The sequence below is a fragment of the Streptococcus mitis genome (genome assembly GCF_047460035.1).
In the GTDB taxonomy this organism is placed as follows: domain Bacteria; phylum Bacillota; class Bacilli; order Lactobacillales; family Streptococcaceae; genus Streptococcus; species Streptococcus mitis_DW.
On the sequence record NZ_JASHHB010000004.1, the window covers coordinates 114,186 to 129,943 of the forward strand.

The window sequence follows — 15,758 nt, forward strand, 5'->3', positions numbered from 1 at the left end:
TTTTCTTCTTTCTAAATTAGAAAAAGGTATATAAAAAGTCTATTATTCATCTTCTTTCAACTTGGCTAATTCTTGGGCAAGGAGTTTAAGGGCAACTTGTGGGTTGGCTTGTCCTTTGGTTGCCTTCATAAGGAATCCTGTGAAGGCCTTGTCTGCGTTGCGTTTGCCTGACTTGAAGTCGGCAACGGCTGCTTCATTATCCGCAAAGACTTGGTGGATGATTGGGATCAAGATTTCTGGATCTGAGATTTGCACCATGCCTGCTTTTTCCACGTATTCACGCGCACTCCCGCCATTTTTAGCCAGGTGGACAAAGACTTTCTTGGCAATCTTAGACGAGATAGTGCCGTCTTCGATGATGGCAATCATTTCAACCAAGTTTTCTGGTGTCAATTCGATTTGTTCCAGTGTCTTGCCTTCGGCGTTCAAGAACTGAGCGACTTCACCTTGGAGCCAGTTAGAGACTTGCTTAGCATCACCGCCAAGGGCAACAGCTTTTTCAAAGAAGTCAGAAGTGACCTTGTTTGCAGTCAACTGGCTAGCATCGTAGTCTGACAAGCCAAGGTCAGATACGTAGCGCGCACGGCGTTCTTTTGGAAACTCTGGCAATTCAGTACGCATTTCCTCAATCCACTCGTCTGAGATTTCAAAGAGTGGTAGGTCTGGTTCTGGGAAGTAGCGGTAGTCTGCAGCCCCTTCCTTGACACGCATGAGGATGGTTGCTTTGTTAGCTTCATCGTAACGGCGTGTTTCTTGGCGAATTTGACCACCTGAGCGAAGAATTTCAGCCTGGCGTTGGACTTCGTACTCAAGACCTTTACGAACGTTTGAGAAGGAGTTGAGGTTTTTCAACTCAGTCTTGGTACCGAATTTTTCTTGACCATAAGGACGAAGCGAAATGTTGGCATCCACACGCATCGAACCTTCTTCCATCTTAACGTCAGAAATACCAGCGTACTGGATGACTTCCTTGAGAGCAGTCAGATAAGCATAGGCTTCTTCTGGCGAGCGCATGTCAGCTTCAGATACAATCTCAATCAATGGCACCCCTTGGCGGTTGAGGTCAACATAAGAGTAGCCATCTGTACCGTGGGTGTTTTTACCAGCATCTTCTTCTAGGTGGGCGCGTTCAATACCGATTTTTTTAGTTGTACCGTCTTCTAGCTCGACTTCAATCCAGCCATTATAGCCGATTGGCTCATCAAACTGAGAAATTTGGTAGGCTTTTGGATTATCAGGATAGAAGTAGTTCTTGCGGTCAAAGTGCATCTTCTTGTGGATGTCCATATTGAGGGCAAGAGCGGCCTTGATACCGGCATCGACAACACCTTTATTGAGAACTGGTAGAACTCCTGGGAAAGACCAGTCAATCACGTTGGTGTTGGCATTTTGGTCATTTCCAAAGTGGGCAGAAGTAGGTGAGAAGATTTTTGAATTGGTGTTGAGCTCTACGTGGACTTCAAGTCCAATGACTGTTTCAAAGTTCATTAGTTGTCACCTCCAAAAATCACAGGTTGTTGTTTGTGGTAGTCTGTTGTTGCTTCAAAGGCAGCAGCAGCTTGGTAAATGGTTTCTTCAGAATATTTAGGACCAATCAATTGTAGACCGACTGGTAAACCTTGAGAGAATCCAGCAGGAATTGAAATTCCTGGAAGACCTGCCAAGTTGACTGGGATTGTCAAGAGGTCGGCCAAATACATAGCAACTGGGTCATGGTTGAGTGAGTCCAAGTCATAGGCAACGCTTGGAGCAGTTGGTCCCAAAATCAAGTCATAATCCGCAAAGACTTTTTCGAAATCTTGGATGATAAGGGTACGAACTTGACCAGCTTTCTTGTAATAGGCATCGTAGTAACCTGATGAAAGGCTGAATGTTCCAAGCATGATACGACGTTTTACTTCTTCGCCGAAACCTTGGCTACGGCTGTTTACATAGATTTCATCAAGATTAGTCGCATCCTCTGCGCGGTAGCCGTAACGAATACCGTCAAAACGTTGCAAGTTTGATGAAGCTTCTGATGAAGCGATAATATAGTAAACGGCAACACCGTATTTAGAGTGAGGAAGGCTGACTTCTTCGACGATAGCACCAAGCTTTTCAAAGTGTTTGGCCGCATTCAGAATGGTTTCTTTAACCTCTGGGTCAATTCCTTCACCAAGGTATTCCTTAGGCAAAGCAATTTTCATGCCCTTGATGTCTTGGCCGATTTTTGAAGTAAAGTCGGCAATGCGGACAGGAGCAGAAGTAGAGTCTTTGGCATCTTCGCTAGCAATAGCGTTAAGCAAGAGGGCATTTTCCTTAACAGTTGGTGCGAAAGGTCCGATTTGGTCTAATGAGCTACCGAAGGCAATGAGACCGAAACGAGAAACTGTCCCGTAGGTTGGTTTGAGACCAACAATCCCGTTGAAGGCAGCAGGTTGGCGGATAGAACCACCAGTATCAGAACCAAGTGACAAGCGAACTTGTCCTGAAGCTACAGCTGCAGCAGAACCACTTGATGAGCCACCAGGAACCTTGCTGTGGTCCCAAGCGTTTTTAGTGGCTCCGTAGTGTGAAGTTTCACCTGAACCACCCATGGCAAACTCGTCCATGTTGGTTTTCCCAACGACAATCATGCCTTTAGCCTTTGCATTGGAAATGGCTGTCGCATCAAAGATAGGCTCGTAGTTGTAGAGCATTTTTGAGGCAGCAGTTGTGAGAATACCGTCTGTAGAGATGTTATCCTTAACAGCAAGCGGAATTCCTGAAAGGACATTATCAGCGTCAATTCCAGCTTGGTCAATAGCTTTGGCTTGAGCAAGAGCTTGCTCCTCAGCGATGGTAACGAAAGCGTTGATAGCTGTTTCACGAGACTTGATATCTTCAAGTGTAGCTTGTGTTAATTCAGTTGCAGAAATTTCCTTAGAGACAAGGAGATTGTGCAAATCTTCAATGGTTTTATTGTTGAAAGTCATTAGGCATCTCCTCCATCGTCTAGGATAGCTGGTACCTTGATATAGTAGTTGTCTTTTTCAGGTACATTTTTAAACAGGCGATCACGGTCTGTTCCTTCTTCGGCCACATCAGGGCGGAGTACAGTCTTGCGGTCAGCCATGGTTGTAGTAGGTGCGACACCAGTTGTGTCAACTTCGCCCAGCAATTCAACCATGTCTACAATCTTAGACAAGGTAGTCGCAAAGGCAGCAGTTTCTTCTTCAGAGAATCTTAATTTTGAAAGATTGGCAACGTGTGTTACCTCTTCTTGCGTAATTTTCATCTTGCATCCTTTCGTGAAATGATGATTTTTAGTCTGTTCTATTTTACCATATTTTCCTATAAATAAGGGAGGGGGAACTGAAAAGAAATAGAAATTGAAAAAAATGCTAAAATCCGATATAATGGAGTGTTGAAAGGAATGGTAAAATCCAATGTAGAAATCATTCTTAGCTATTGAACCAACTAAAAATAGAGAATCAAAGAAAGAGAACTTATGAATATTCAAGAAGAAATTAAGAAACGTCGTACCTTTGCCATCATCTCCCACCCGGACGCGGGTAAAACTACCATTACGGAGCAGTTGCTTTACTTTGGTGGTGAGATTCGTGAGGCTGGTACGGTAAAAGGAAAGAAAACAGGGACTTTTGCCAAGTCTGACTGGATGGATATCGAGAAGCAACGTGGGATTTCGGTTACTTCATCTGTTATGCAATTTGACTACGACGGAAAACGCGTGAATATCCTCGATACGCCAGGGCACGAGGACTTCTCAGAAGATACCTATCGTACCTTGATGGCGGTGGATGCTGCGGTCATGGTGGTGGACTCTGCCAAGGGTATCGAGGCCCAAACTAAGAAATTGTTTGAGGTTGTGAAACACCGTGGTATTCCAGTCTTTACCTTTATGAACAAGCTCGACCGTGACGGTCGTGAACCTTTGGATCTTTTGCAAGAATTGGAAGAAGTCTTGGGCATTGCTAGCTACCCTATGAACTGGCCTATCGGGATGGGGAAAGCTTTTGAAGGCTTGTATGACCTTTATAACCAACGCTTGGAGCTCTATAAAGGGGATGAGCGCTTTGCCAGTCTGGAAGATGGGGACCAGCTTTTTGGCAGCAATCCTTTCTACGAGCAAGTCAAGGATGACATTGAGCTTTTAAATGAAGCTGGGAATGAGTTTTCAGAGGAAGCTATTTTGGCTGGAGAATTGACACCTGTCTTCTTCGGTTCAGCTCTTACTAACTTTGGTGTTCAGACCTTCCTTGAAACCTTCCTCAAATTTGCTCCAGAACCACATGGACACAAGAAAACGGACGGTGAAATTGTGGATCCTTATGACAAGGATTTCTCAGGATTTGTCTTTAAAATCCAAGCTAACATGGACCCTCGTCACCGTGACCGCATTGCCTTTGTTCGTATCGTATCAGGCGAATTTGAGCGCGGCATGAGTGTCAATCTCCCTCGTACTGGTAAGGGTGCTAAACTTTCGAATGTGACCCAGTTTATGGCTGAAAGTCGTGAGAATGTGACTAATGCCGTGGCAGGAGATATCATCGGGGTTTACGATACAGGTACTTATCAGGTTGGGGATACCTTGACAGTTGGAAAAAACAAGTTTGAATTTGAACCACTGCCAACCTTCACTCCTGAAATTTTCATGAAAGTTTCTGCCAAGAATGTCATGAAGCAAAAATCCTTCCACAAGGGAATCGAGCAATTGGTGCAAGAAGGAGCCATTCAGCTTTATAAAAATTACCAAACAGGCGAGTACATGCTGGGAGCTGTTGGTCAACTTCAGTTTGAAGTCTTCAAGCATCGTATGGAAGGCGAGTACAATGCGGAAGTAGTCATGAGTCCAATGGGTAAAAAGACCGTTCGCTGGATCAAGCCTGAGGACTTGGATGAACGGATGTCATCAAGTCGCAATATCTTGGCAAAAGACCGTTTTGACCAGCCAGTCTTCCTCTTTGAAAATGACTTTGCCCTCCGCTGGTTTGCGGACAAGTATCCAGACGTAGAGTTGGAAGAGAAGATGTGACTCAGTACCAACAATTGGAACTAAAGTTCCTAATTGTTGGACGCTAGTCGCTATTTGGCGAATTAGCTAACTGCCTCACTAACTGAGTTTTACAAATGGAATCGATTTGTAAAACTCAGTGTCGTAATCTAATAATAGGTAACCGCTATGGCGGCTTACCTAAACGCTTCACTAGGAAAAATCCACGAATGGTATCGATTCGTGGACTTTTCCGTCGTAGATAGAAAAGGGTAACTGCCTTACTAACTCCGTTTGCAAATAGACTCGATTTGCAAAACTTCGTGTAGTGGATAATAATACTGCAAAGTTTGCAGTATTTTATCTCAGCATTCTATAAACAGATGTTGAATATTAAGCCTTATTTATTTTATTATTAACCTTTATGGTAATAACTTACAAATAAAAGAAAACTTCAGATATTCACCTTTTGTGATTGGTCTGAAGTTTTCTTTTTTACTGTCCATATTTTTGGTAAAAGTCAACTTTTACTTGGATGAAGGTTTTGGCCTCGCGTAGGAGTTGAAGAAGGGTTGCACGGGTTTCAAATTCTTCTCTTGTCTTGGGCAGACTGCGATTACGGAAGACTTCTAGATAACGTTCAATTTCATCTAGCAAATCAGAAGCAGGATTGGTCTGGCTCAGTTGACCAGCAATTTTTGAAAAGAGTTGGGCCAAAATCAGGCTCTCACTGGCAGCTAGGTGACAGGTGTTGATGTGCTGGGCCATGTTTCGCAGGATGCGACTTTGCCGCTGTCTCATCTCAAAGTAGTGAATGTGGTAATCAGTCTGGTGAAAGAGGTGGTCTGAGTGATCCAAATAGACCAGTCTGAGGGCTTCTTCCAAAAGGGTGTCCAATTCTTCAACCAACTGTGCTCGGTTGCGTCCATCCCCTCTGGATAAATAATATTTGAAGCGCTGGAGAATATCTTTTAACTTTTCTTCTACCAAGGTGTGGTAGTGATGAATTTCCTCTTCTCGTGAAGGCATGTAGAGATTAACCAGTAAGGCAAATCCTGTGCCGATAGCAAAGAGAAGGAATTCATTGACTAGAAGCTCTGGGGAGGTTGACTCTTGTACCAAGAGATGGCTAACCAAAACGCTACTTGGCGTGATACCAATTTCCCAGCCCATCTTGTAGGCTAGGGGAACATAAAGAGCCAGATAGAGGCCAAGGCTCCAGATATGAAATCCGCTCAAGTGAAAAGCCAGAACTCCGATAACCAAAGCTAGAAGCATGGAAAAGAGGCGATTGCGGGCCAATTTTAAGGTACTTCTACGGGTGTCGGATAGGCTCAAGAGGGCGATGATTCCAGCCGAGACAGCTGAGGAGAGATTGAGAAAATAAGCAAGAAGGCAGGCAAGACAGGTAGCTAAGATGAGCTTGGTCGTACGTTGGCTAATAGACATAAGAATTTCCTAATAAGCTAAAATTAAAGCGGAAAAGACAAGACCTGAGCAGGCTTGTCTTTATGAGTTATTTTTTACGGGCTGCTGCGTATTCGGCAACAGCAGTAAAGAGGACATCTGTTGAAGAGTTAAGGGCTGTTTCACATGAGTCTTGAATGACACCAATCACAAATCCAACACCGACAACTTGCATGGCAATATCGTTAGAAATACCAAAAAGGCTACAAGCAACTGGGATAAGAAGGAGGGATCCTCCGGCAATACCAGAAGCACCACAGGCTGAGATTGCTGCTACTACACTGAGGACAAAGGCTGTGGCAAAGTCAACAGGGATTCCAAGAGTATTTACTGCAGCAAGGGTTAAAACGTTAATAGTAATCGCTGCCCCTGCCATGTTGATAGTAGAACCAAGTGGGATAGAAACAGAATAGGTATCTGGATCCAGACCGAGGTCGTGGCAAAGTTTCATATTGACAGGGATGTTAGCCGCAGAACTACGAGTGAAGAAGGCTGTAACACCGCTGACACGCAAACATTTCCAAACGAGGGGATAAGGGTTTCTCTTCATAAAGAGGAAGGCAATCAATGGATTGACAACCAGAGCGACAAAGAACATAGTTGTCACCAAGAGGGCAAGCAAGATTCCGTAGTTAGCTAGGCTTCCGATTCCCTTATCAGAGATGGTTTTGAAGACAAGACCAAGGATACCAAATGGAGCTAGATTGATGATCCATTCGACAATCTTAGAAGTCACATCAGCCATAGTTTTCAGCAATTCTTTACTATTTTTGCTGGCCTCTCTCATAGCAATCCCGAAAACAACTGCCCAAGATAAGATACCGATGTAGTTAGCAGTAACGAGGGCATTGACTGGATTGTCAACCAGTTTGAGCAAGAGATTGCTGAGGACCTGGCCAATTCCATCTGGTGGTGCGATATCGGTATTAGCACTATTTAGGGTAATTTCAACAGGTACGATGAAACTTGCTAGGACAGCAACAAGTGCAGCGGCAAAGGTTCCTACCAAGTAAAGGAAGATAACCGTTTTCATGTTGCTATCTTGGCCCTTTTGATGTTGGGAAAGGGCGTTAGCAACGAGGGCAAATACCAGAATTGGTGCGATGGCTTTAAGGCCACCAACAAAGAGATCTCCTAGAAGGCCAATTCCTGAAATGTTAGGAAGTGTCAGTCCTAGGGTTCCTCCAATAAGCATGCCAATCAAAATCCGTTTGATTAGGCTTGCCTTATTCCAAGCATGAATGATTTTTTTCATAACAATCTCCTTTGTTGTGTAATGTTTATGATTATAGTATAAATATGAGCTAAAATCAAGAATTTTCTGTCTATTTCAGCTATTATTTTTGAATATTTATGGAGATTCATCACTTGTGAAAGTATGGTATAATAAATGAAAGGAGTTTTCTATGCAAGAATTTATTCAAACCTACCTCAATAAGCTTGATATAACAACGATTATTGAAAATATCTTAACCAAGTTACTTTCTCTTTTATTCTTATTTTTACTCTTTTATATAGCCAAGAAATTGCTCCATACCATGGTGCAGAGAATTGTCAAACCTTCTCTAAAAATGTCTCGTCATGATGTCGGGCGTCAGAAAACCATCTCACGTTTATTAGAGAATGTGTTTAATTATACCCTTTATTTCTTTTTACTTTACTGCATTTTGTCGATTTTAGGTTTGCCAGTTTCTAGTTTGCTGGCAGGGGCTGGGATTGCTGGGGTGGCTATTGGAATGGGAGCCCAAGGCTTTCTATCTGATGTCATCAATGGCTTTTTCATCCTCTTTGAACGTCAACTGGATGTGGGAGATGAGGTCGTTTTGACAAATGGTCCTATTACCGTATCGGGCAAGGTTGTCAGTGTCGGCATTCGAACAACGCAACTCAGAGGAGAAGATCAGGTTCTGCACTTCGTTCCCAATCGGAATATCACCGTCGTCAGCAATTTCTCACGCACAGACTAGACCTGTTATTTTAAGTAATTTGTGGTACAATAGAAAGAGTTTAATAAAGGAGAAAAGATGGTTTTAGAAAAGCAGTTGGGCAATGGTTGTACCTGGATAGACCTTGATGTGGATAAGATTAAAAATATGGAAGATCTTTCTGACATCTATGGATTGGACAAGGAAACCATTGAGTATGCTCTGGATAGAAATGAACGAGCTCATATGGATTATAACCGTGAAACGGAGACGGTAACCTTTATTTATAATGTTCTTGATTTAGAAAAAGACAAAGAATATTATGAAGCGATTCCCATGACCTTTATCGTCGAAAGACAACGAATGATTACCATCAGCAACCATAAGAATGCTTATGTCATTGATCAGATGTCAGCTTATCTGGATAGCCATGAGTCGCTTTCTATTTACAAGTTTCTCTTTGCTGGTTTAGAGATTATTAGTAACGCTTATTATCCTGTCATTGAAGAGATGGATAAAAGTAAGGACGAAATTAGTGCCTTGCTACGTCAAACTACAACAAAGAAAAATCTCTTCGCCCTCTCTGACTTGGAGACTGGTATGGTTTACTTGACAGCAGCAGCAAAACAAAATCGACTCCTCTTGGAACATATCCAGGGCCATGCTCTTTATCGGAGATTTAATGATGTCGAACGAGAGCAGTTTGATGATGCCATGATTGAAGCCCATCAGTTGGTGTCTATGACAGACTTGATTTCTCAAGTCTTGCAACAACTCTCAGCTTCTTACAACAACATCCTAAACAATAACTTGAATGATAGTTTGTCAATTTTGACTATTATCTCCGTCTTACTAGCAGTACTTGCGGTTATTACAGGTTTCTTCGGAATGAATGTTCCTCTACCATTTACAGAAGAGCCAAATGCTTGGATTTATATCTTAATGACTAGCTTGATTTTATGGGTGGCCTTATCTCAATGGCTGAAGAAAATTACTAGAAAATAAAAGAAAAGGAGCCAAAATGGCGATTGAAAATTACATGCCAGATTTTGCTGTGGAAGCAGTCTATGATCTGACAGTCCCAAGTCTGCAGGCGCAGGGAATCAAGGCTGTTTTGGTCGATTTGGACAATACCCTCATAGCTTGGAACAACCCTGATGGGACGCCAGAGATGAAGCAATGGTTACATGATCTTCGGGACGCGGGCATTCGCATCATCGTAGTCTCAAACAACACCAAAAAACGAGTTCAACGCGCAGTTGAGAAGTTTGGAATTGATTACGTTTATTGGGCTCTGAAACCCTTCACATTTGGGATTGATCGTGCCATGAAGGAATTCCACTATGAGAAAAGTGAAGTGGTCATGGTTGGCGACCAGCTCATGACGGATATACGAGCAGCCCACCGAGCTGGCATTCGCTCGATTTTAGTCAAACCCTTGGTCCAACATGACTCGATCAAAACGCAGATTAACCGAGCGCGTGAGCGTCGTGTGATGCGAAAAATCACTGAAAAGTACGGACCGATTACATATAAAAAAGGAATTTAACTATGGAAGAAATTCTCTGTATTGGTTGTGGAGCAACCATTCAGACGACAGACAAGGCTGGTCTTGGATTTACCCCCCAGTCGGCACTCGAAAAAGGTTTGGAGACTGGGGAAGTCTATTGCCAACGCTGTTTCCGTCTCCGTCATTACAATGAAATCACAGATGTCCAGTTGACGGACGATGATTTCCTCAAGCTCTTGCACGAGGTGGGAGACAGTGATGCCTTAGTGGTCAATGTCATTGATATCTTTGATTTTAATGGCTCTGTTATCCCAGGTTTGCCACGTTTTGTCTCGGGTAATGATGTCCTCTTGGTGGGAAATAAAAAAGATATCTTGCCCAAGTCTGTTAAACCAGGCAAGATTAGCCAGTGGCTCATGGAACGTGCACACGAAGAAGGACTTCGTCCAGTTGATGTCGTCCTAACTTCGGCCCAAAACAAACATGCTATTAAGGAAGTCATTGACAAGATTGAACACTACCGTAAGGGCCGTGATGTCTATGTGGTTGGTGTAACCAACGTTGGAAAATCAACTCTAATCAATGCTATTATCCAAGAAATCACGGGTGATCAGAATGTCATCACGACTTCGCGCTTCCCAGGGACAACCTTGGACAAAATCGAGATTCCACTTGATGACGGTTCTTATATCTATGATACACCGGGGATTATCCACCGTCACCAGATGGCTCACTACTTGACGGCTAAAAACCTCAAGTATGTCAGCCCCAAAAAGGAAATCAAGCCTAAAACCTATCAGCTCAATCCTGAACAAACCCTGTTTCTAGGCGGTCTGGGACGCTTTGACTTCATTGCAGGTGAGAAGCAAGGTTTCACAGCCTTCTTTGACAATGAACTCAAACTCCATCGTACCAAACTTGAAGGCGCTAGTGCCTTTTACGATAAGCACGTCGGAACTCTTCTGACACCACCAAATAGTAAAGAAAAAGAAGTTTTTCCAAAACTAGTCCAGCATGTATTTAACATTAAAGAAAAGACAGATCTAGTCATCTCTGGACTCGGCTGGATCCGTGTAACAGGCACAGCCAAAGTCGCCGTCTGGGCACCAGAAGGCGTCGCAGTCGTCACACGAAAAGCAATTATTTAAAATGAAATCACTGAGCGAACAAAGTGAGCTCATAAAGAGATAGTTATTGCCGTGGTGTCTTGCCAATCATTAGATTGGCAAGGGGCACAATTGAGACCAAGGCTCAATTGTGAGGCCAGGAAATCCATTTTTCAAAGATGAGATCTTTGGAAAATTAGTTCCGACCGTCCCTCACTACCTAAAATAACTATCAAAAAATAAGGAAGAAATTATGTCATTAACATCAAAACAACGTGCCTTCCTCAACAGTCAGGCACACACCCTCAAACCCATCATCCAAATCGGGAAAAATGGACTTAACGACCAAATCAAAACCAGTGTCCGTCAGGCTCTTGACGCCCGCGAATTGATTAAAGTAACGCTCTTGCAAAACACAGATGAAAATATCCACGAAGTAGCTGAAATCTTGGAAGAAGAAATCGGTGTGGATACTGTCCAAAAGATTGGACGCATCTTAATCTTGTTTAAACAATCCAGCAAGAAAGAAAATTGCAAGATTTCTAAGAAAGTCAAAGAAATTTGACCCCCATACTCCAAACAACTGTTTTTACAGAGAAATAAAGGAGACTAGCCTATGGCAATCGAACTATTGACTCCCTTTACCAAGGTAGAGTTGGAGCCAGAAATCAAGGAGAAAAAACGCAAACAAGTCGGGATTTTAGGGGGGAATTTTAACCCTGTTCACAATGCCCATCTCATCGTTGCGGACCAAGTACGCCAGCAGTTAGGACTGGATCAAGTTTTGCTCATGCCTGAGTACCAACCTCCTCACGTAGATAAAAAGGAAACCATTCCTGAACACCATCGTCTCAAGATGCTTGAATTGGCGATTGAGGGGATTGAAGGTCTGGACATTGAAACTATTGAGTTGGAGCGTAAGGGTATTTCCTACACCTACGACACCATGAAAATCTTGACAGAGCAACATCCGGATACGGATTACTACTTCATTATCGGTGCGGATATGGTGGATTATCTGCCTAAGTGGTACCGAATTGATGAGCTGGTCGACATGGTTCAGTTTGTAGGGGTTCAGCGCCCGCGCTACAAGGCTGGAACTTCCTATCCAGTTATCTGGGTGGATGTGCCTCTCATGGATATCTCATCCAGCATGGTGCGTGACTTCATTGCTCAAGGTCGGAAACCCAACTTTCTCCTACCACAGCCGGTGCTAGACTACATCGAGAAGGAGGGGCTCTACTGATGGCCTATCAAGACTATATCAACTGCTCCCGTGAGGCTTTGTTGGAAAAAATGGCAGAGCTTCTGCCTGAAAAACGCTTAACCCATTGCTTGGGTGTGGAGCGTGCAGCCATAGAACTGGCTCAGCGCTTTGGAGTCGATGTCGAGAAAGCAGGTCTTGCAGGCCTTCTTCATGACTATGCTAAAAAGCTGTCAGATCAGGATTTTCTAGACTTGATTGACCGTTATCAGCTAGACCCTAACCTCAAAAACTGGGGCAATAATGTCTGGCATGGTATGGTCGGCATCTACAAGATTCAGGAAGATTTGAACTTGCAAGATTCTGAAATCCTGCGAGCTATTGAAATCCATACAGTTGGGGCTGGTCAGATGACAGATCTTGATAAGATAATCTATGTCGCAGACTATATCGAGCACAATCGTGTCTTTCCAGGAGTGGATGTGGCACGTGAGATTGCTGAGCTATCGCTCAATAAGGCAGTGGCCTACGAAACAGCTCGAACTGTGGAGCATCTAGCTCATCAGAGATTCCCCATCTATCCCCAAACCCTTGAAACCTATAACGCCTTTGTGCACTATTTGAAAGAGGACTAAATGAAGACGGCTTTTATAATCATTGATGTTCAGAATATTTTAGTGGAAACCGGTTTTCAGACAAATAGTCTATTGGAAAAAATTTCTTATTTACAAAATCAGGCTAGAAGTAAGAATATAGAAATTATCTATGTTCAACATATTGAGAATCCTGAAGCCCAAACATCAGAAGATTGGCAGTTATCTGCGCTTTTAAATCGAAAACCTGATGAAAAGGTCTTTCAGAAGAAGTATAATAGTATTTTCAAAGAAACTGGTTTAAAAGAATACTTGGATAAACAGGGGATTGAAAAATTAGTCTTATGTGGCATGCAGACAGAATATTGTGTGGATACCTCTGTCAAGGTCGCCTTTGAATATGGCTATAAGCTTATTATTCCAGAAGGTGCTGTCACAACCTTTGATGGGAATGATATTCCAGCAGAAACGATAAATGAATTTTATGAGGACATTTGGGAGGGGCGCTTTGCAGATGTCCTAGATTACAAACATATTTTCTAGAAAGAGGACTAAATGAACGAAAAAGAATTACTAGAACTAGTCGTGAAAGCGGCGGATGAGAAACGTGCAGAGGATATCCTTGCACTTGATGTACAAGATTTGACCAGTGTAACAGACTATTTTGTTATTACTAGCTCAATGAATAGCCGTCAGTTGGACGCTATCGCTGATAATATCCGTGAAAAAGTAGCTGAAGCAGGCTTTAAAGGAAGTCACATCGAAGGTGATGCAACTGGAGGCTGGGTTTTGCTGGACCTAGGTTCTGTTGTCGTGCATATCTTCTCAGAAGAAATGCGTGCCCACTATAACCTAGAGAAGCTATGGCATGAGGCGAATTCAGTAGATATTTCAGAAACTCTTGCTTAGAAGATGAACTCAGTTGCAGTCAACTGGGTTTTATTTGCTTATTTTAGAAAAATTGATAGAAAGGTAAAGAGCGAGTGGTGTTTGCCATGGAGGCTCTTGGTATCATGATTATGGCAACTTATGAAACCTTTGCGGCGGTCTATGATGCGGTCATGGACGATAGTTTATACGATAAATGGACAGATTTTTCTCTGCGTCATTTGCCTAAGACAAAGGAGAGAAAGAAACTCTTGGAATTGGCTTGTGGGACAGGGATTCAATCTGTACGCTTTTCTCAGGCTGGTTTTGATGTGACTGGACTTGATTTGAGCGCGGATATGTTGAAGATTGCGGAGAAGAGAGCGGCTTCAGCCAAACAAAAGATTGAATTTATTGAAGGCAATATGCTGGATTTGTCCAAGGCAGGTCAATATGATTTTGTCACGTGTTACTCGGACTCAATCTGCTACATGCAGGATGAGGTGGAAGTAGGGGACGTCTTTAAAGAAGTCTATAATGCCCTCAACGAAGATGGCATCTTCATCTTTGATGTGCATTCGACCTACCAGACAGACGAAGTTTTTCCAGGCTATTCTTACCATGAAAATGCGGAAGATTTTGCCATGCTCTGGGATACTTATGAGGATGCGGCGCCTCACTCTATCGTTCATGAACTAACCTTCTTTATCAAGGAGGCTGACGGTTCCTTTAGTCGCCACGATGAAGTGCATGAGGAGCGGACTTATGAGGTTTTGACCTATGATATTTTGCTGGAACAGGCAGGATTTAAGTCCTTCAAACTCTTTGCGGACTTTGAGGACAAGGAACCGTCAGAGACAAGCACCCGTTGGTTTTTTGTCGTGCAGAAGTAGGAGATTACTATGACCATCACGGGTATTATCGCGGAGTTCAATCCTTTTCATAATGGGCACAAATATCTGCTTGAGCATGCGAAGGGGCTGAAAATCGTGGCTATGTCTGGGAATTTCATGCAGCGTGGAGAGCCTGCTATCGTGGACAAGTGGACACGGGCCCAGATGGCGCTGGAAAATGGAGCGGATCTGGTAGTGGAATTGCCCTTTTTAGTCAGTGTTCAGGCTGCTGATTTCTTTGGCCAAGGAGCTGTGGATATCTTGGCTCGGTTGGGTATTGATAGGCTAGCATTTGGGACGGAGGAAGTTCTGGATTATCAAAAAATTGCTGACTTATACACAGAACAGGGTGCTGATATGGAGCAATTTGTGGAAAATCTTCCTGATTCCCTCTCTTATCCTCAGAAGACTCAAGCTATGTGGAAGGAATTTGCAGGTCTTGATTTTTCAGGAAATACGCCCAATCATGTTCTTGCTCTGGCCTATGCAAAGGCGGTTGCAGGGCGGAACATCAAGTTGCATCCGATTCAGCGTCAGGGGGCGGGTTACCATTCTGTGGACAAGGATGTGGACTTTGCTTCGGCGACAGCTCTTCGTCAGCACCAATCAGACCAAGATTTCTTAGAACGTTTTATGCCTTCAGTTATACTCTTTGAGCAGGTTAGTAAGGTGAGCTGGGATGACTATTTTCCTCTGCTCTGCTATCAAATATTGTCAAATCCCGACCTAACCAGCATCTATCAGGTCAATCAAGAAATGGCTGTGCGCATTAAGGAAGCCATCAAAACAGCCCAGTCTTTAGAAGAATTGGTCGAGACGGTTGCCACCAAACGTTACACAAAAGCGCGTGTTAAACGCCTCTTGACTTATATCTTGGTGCAAGCTAGAGAAAGTGACTTGCCAGAAGGTGTCCATGTCCTTGGCTTTACTGAAAAAGGCAGACAACATCTCAAGTCTATGAAAGAGCAGGTCCATCTAGTCAGCCGAATTGGTAAAGAAGCTTGGGATACCATGACGCAAAAGGCAGACCAGATTTACCAACTGGGAAATCCAAGTATAGCAGAGCAGAATTTCGGCAGAGTACCGATTAGAATAGAAAAGAACTAGGTCTACTGAAAGGTAGACTTTTCTCAAATCTCTACTAAGCAACTATTTCTAAGAAATAAGGATTGTACAGGTATATTTTAGTAAATTAAACTCCAAATTCTCCAAAACATATTC

The 15,758-nt window shown here is 43.2% G+C and carries 17 protein-coding genes; 12 read left to right on the forward strand and 5 right to left on the reverse strand.

Translation table 11 applies throughout. From position 1 onward, the window contains the following. Positions 1-42 precede the first annotated feature (42 nt). From gatB to gatC, 3 genes are read right to left on the reverse strand one after another with little or no spacing between them, the layout of a single operon-like run. Entirely contained in the window at positions 43-1,488 is a 1,446-nt protein-coding gene (gatB, locus tag QM956_RS04865) for an Asp-tRNA(Asn)/Glu-tRNA(Gln) amidotransferase subunit GatB (RefSeq protein WP_261020340.1), read from the reverse strand. Then, on the reverse strand, positions 1,488-2,954 hold the full coding sequence (gene gatA / locus QM956_RS04870; RefSeq protein WP_261117471.1) for an Asp-tRNA(Asn)/Glu-tRNA(Gln) amidotransferase subunit GatA: 1,467 nt from the start codon (positions 2,952-2,954) through the stop codon (positions 1,488-1,490). The genes gatB and gatA overlap by 1 nt, the downstream gene beginning before the upstream one ends. Next, positions 2,954-3,256 carry an Asp-tRNA(Asn)/Glu-tRNA(Gln) amidotransferase subunit GatC gene (gatC, locus tag QM956_RS04875; RefSeq protein ID WP_000705419.1) on the reverse strand — a complete coding sequence of 101 codons (303 nt, stop codon included), beginning with the start codon at positions 3,254-3,256 and terminating at the stop codon, positions 2,954-2,956. Before gatC ends, gatA begins: the two co-directional genes overlap by 1 nt. A 213-nt stretch (positions 3,257-3,469) precedes the next feature. Here gatC and QM956_RS04880 point away from each other — a divergent pair, with 213 nt between their 5' ends. Further along, entirely contained in the window at positions 3,470-5,014 is a 1,545-nt protein-coding gene (locus tag QM956_RS04880) for a peptide chain release factor 3 (RefSeq protein ID WP_033685454.1), read from the forward strand. Between the two features lie 453 nt (positions 5,015-5,467). On the opposite strand, the gene QM956_RS04885 is transcribed toward QM956_RS04880, so the two are convergent. Together QM956_RS04885 and sstT are read right to left on the reverse strand one after the other, a co-directional pair. Beyond that, positions 5,468-6,421: an aromatic acid exporter family protein gene (locus QM956_RS04885; RefSeq protein ID WP_261221839.1), complete on the reverse strand. Its 954-nt coding sequence runs from the start codon at positions 6,419-6,421 to the stop codon at positions 5,468-5,470. 67 nt (positions 6,422-6,488) lie between these two features. Beyond that, positions 6,489-7,694 carry a serine/threonine transporter SstT gene (gene sstT / locus QM956_RS04890; RefSeq protein ID WP_414302281.1) on the reverse strand — a complete coding sequence of 402 codons (1,206 nt, stop codon included), beginning with the start codon at positions 7,692-7,694 and terminating at the stop codon, positions 6,489-6,491. A 151-nt stretch (positions 7,695-7,845) separates the two neighbouring features. On the opposite strand from sstT, the gene QM956_RS04895 reads away from it, so the two are divergent. The 11 genes from QM956_RS04895 to QM956_RS04945 all read left to right on the forward strand — a co-directional run bounded on the left by QM956_RS04895 (position 7,846) and on the right by QM956_RS04945 (position 15,644). After that, entirely contained in the window at positions 7,846-8,406 is a 561-nt protein-coding gene (locus tag QM956_RS04895) for a mechanosensitive ion channel family protein (RefSeq protein WP_001154851.1), read from the forward strand. Positions 8,407-8,463: 57 nt separating this feature from the next. Continuing rightward, the gene (locus QM956_RS04900; protein WP_000242267.1) at positions 8,464-9,369 is read left to right on the forward strand and encodes a magnesium transporter CorA family protein; all 906 of its coding nucleotides are present in this window, start codon (positions 8,464-8,466) and stop codon (positions 9,367-9,369) included. A 16-nt stretch (positions 9,370-9,385) separates the two neighbouring features. Next, positions 9,386-9,913, forward strand: coding sequence for a YqeG family HAD IIIA-type phosphatase (locus tag QM956_RS04905; protein ID WP_000963748.1), 528 nt, complete (start codon positions 9,386-9,388; stop codon positions 9,911-9,913). A gap of 2 nt (positions 9,914-9,915) precedes the next feature. Further along, on the forward strand, positions 9,916-11,022 hold the full coding sequence (gene yqeH / locus QM956_RS04910) for a ribosome biogenesis GTPase YqeH (RefSeq protein ID WP_084923694.1): 1,107 nt from the start codon (positions 9,916-9,918) through the stop codon (positions 11,020-11,022). Positions 11,023-11,233: 211 nt separating this feature from the next. Then, entirely contained in the window at positions 11,234-11,545 is a 312-nt protein-coding gene (gene yhbY, locus QM956_RS04915) for a ribosome assembly RNA-binding protein YhbY (RefSeq protein WP_084886757.1), read from the forward strand. Positions 11,546-11,596: 51 nt separating this feature from the next. Continuing rightward, entirely contained in the window at positions 11,597-12,226 is a 630-nt protein-coding gene (locus QM956_RS04920) for a nicotinate-nucleotide adenylyltransferase (RefSeq protein WP_050236962.1), read from the forward strand. Then, positions 12,226-12,819, forward strand: a complete 594-nt coding sequence (gene yqeK / locus QM956_RS04925; RefSeq protein ID WP_070481846.1) for a bis(5'-nucleosyl)-tetraphosphatase (symmetrical) YqeK — start codon at positions 12,226-12,228, stop codon at positions 12,817-12,819. Before QM956_RS04920 ends, yqeK begins: the two co-directional genes overlap by 1 nt. Continuing rightward, positions 12,820-13,320 carry a cysteine hydrolase family protein gene (locus QM956_RS04930; RefSeq protein WP_070481848.1) on the forward strand — a complete coding sequence of 167 codons (501 nt, stop codon included), beginning with the start codon at positions 12,820-12,822 and terminating at the stop codon, positions 13,318-13,320. 12 nt (positions 13,321-13,332) lie between these two features. Beyond that, positions 13,333-13,686 (forward strand): ribosome silencing factor, encoded by a 354-nt coding sequence (rsfS, locus tag QM956_RS04935; RefSeq protein WP_261023212.1) that lies wholly within the window; start codon positions 13,333-13,335, stop codon positions 13,684-13,686. A gap of 110 nt (positions 13,687-13,796) precedes the next feature. Continuing rightward, positions 13,797-14,537: a class I SAM-dependent DNA methyltransferase gene (locus tag QM956_RS04940; RefSeq protein ID WP_414302291.1), complete on the forward strand. Its 741-nt coding sequence runs from the start codon at positions 13,797-13,799 to the stop codon at positions 14,535-14,537. Between the two features lie 9 nt (positions 14,538-14,546). Continuing rightward, a complete protein-coding gene (locus QM956_RS04945) occupies positions 14,547-15,644 on the forward strand; it encodes a nucleotidyltransferase (RefSeq protein ID WP_261023215.1) in 1,098 nt (365 codons plus the stop codon). Positions 15,645-15,758: the final 114 nt, after the last annotated feature.

Bases quoted from the DNA above. Each gene is read 5' to 3' on its own strand.
- gatB (WP_261020340.1), bottom strand. From the start codon at position 1,488: ATGAACTTTGAAACAGTCATTGGACTTGAAGTCCACGTAGAGCTCAAC.
- QM956_RS04880 (WP_033685454.1), top strand. From the start codon at position 3,470: ATGAATATTCAAGAAGAAATTAAGAAACGTCGTACCTTTGCCATCATC.
- yqeH (WP_084923694.1), top strand. From the start codon at position 9,916: ATGGAAGAAATTCTCTGTATTGGTTGTGGAGCAACCATTCAGACGACA.
- QM956_RS04895 (WP_001154851.1), top strand. From the start codon at position 7,846: ATGCAAGAATTTATTCAAACCTACCTCAATAAGCTTGATATAACAACG.
- sstT (WP_414302281.1), bottom strand. From the start codon at position 7,694: ATGAAAAAAATCATTCATGCTTGGAATAAGGCAAGCCTAATCAAACGG.
- QM956_RS04920 (WP_050236962.1), top strand. From the start codon at position 11,597: ATGGCAATCGAACTATTGACTCCCTTTACCAAGGTAGAGTTGGAGCCA.
- gatC (WP_000705419.1), bottom strand. From the start codon at position 3,256: ATGAAAATTACGCAAGAAGAGGTAACACACGTTGCCAATCTTTCAAAA.
- yqeK (WP_070481846.1), top strand. From the start codon at position 12,226: ATGGCCTATCAAGACTATATCAACTGCTCCCGTGAGGCTTTGTTGGAA.
- QM956_RS04885 (WP_261221839.1), bottom strand. From the start codon at position 6,421: ATGTCTATTAGCCAACGTACGACCAAGCTCATCTTAGCTACCTGTCTT.
- QM956_RS04905 (WP_000963748.1), top strand. From the start codon at position 9,386: ATGGCGATTGAAAATTACATGCCAGATTTTGCTGTGGAAGCAGTCTAT.
- rsfS (WP_261023212.1), top strand. From the start codon at position 13,333: ATGAACGAAAAAGAATTACTAGAACTAGTCGTGAAAGCGGCGGATGAG.
- QM956_RS04945 (WP_261023215.1), top strand. From the start codon at position 14,547: ATGACCATCACGGGTATTATCGCGGAGTTCAATCCTTTTCATAATGGG.
- yhbY (WP_084886757.1), top strand. From the start codon at position 11,234: ATGTCATTAACATCAAAACAACGTGCCTTCCTCAACAGTCAGGCACAC.
- QM956_RS04900 (WP_000242267.1), top strand. From the start codon at position 8,464: ATGGTTTTAGAAAAGCAGTTGGGCAATGGTTGTACCTGGATAGACCTT.
- gatA (WP_261117471.1), bottom strand. From the start codon at position 2,954: ATGACTTTCAACAATAAAACCATTGAAGATTTGCACAATCTCCTTGTC.
- QM956_RS04930 (WP_070481848.1), top strand. From the start codon at position 12,820: ATGAAGACGGCTTTTATAATCATTGATGTTCAGAATATTTTAGTGGAA.
- QM956_RS04940 (WP_414302291.1), top strand. From the start codon at position 13,797: ATGGCAACTTATGAAACCTTTGCGGCGGTCTATGATGCGGTCATGGAC.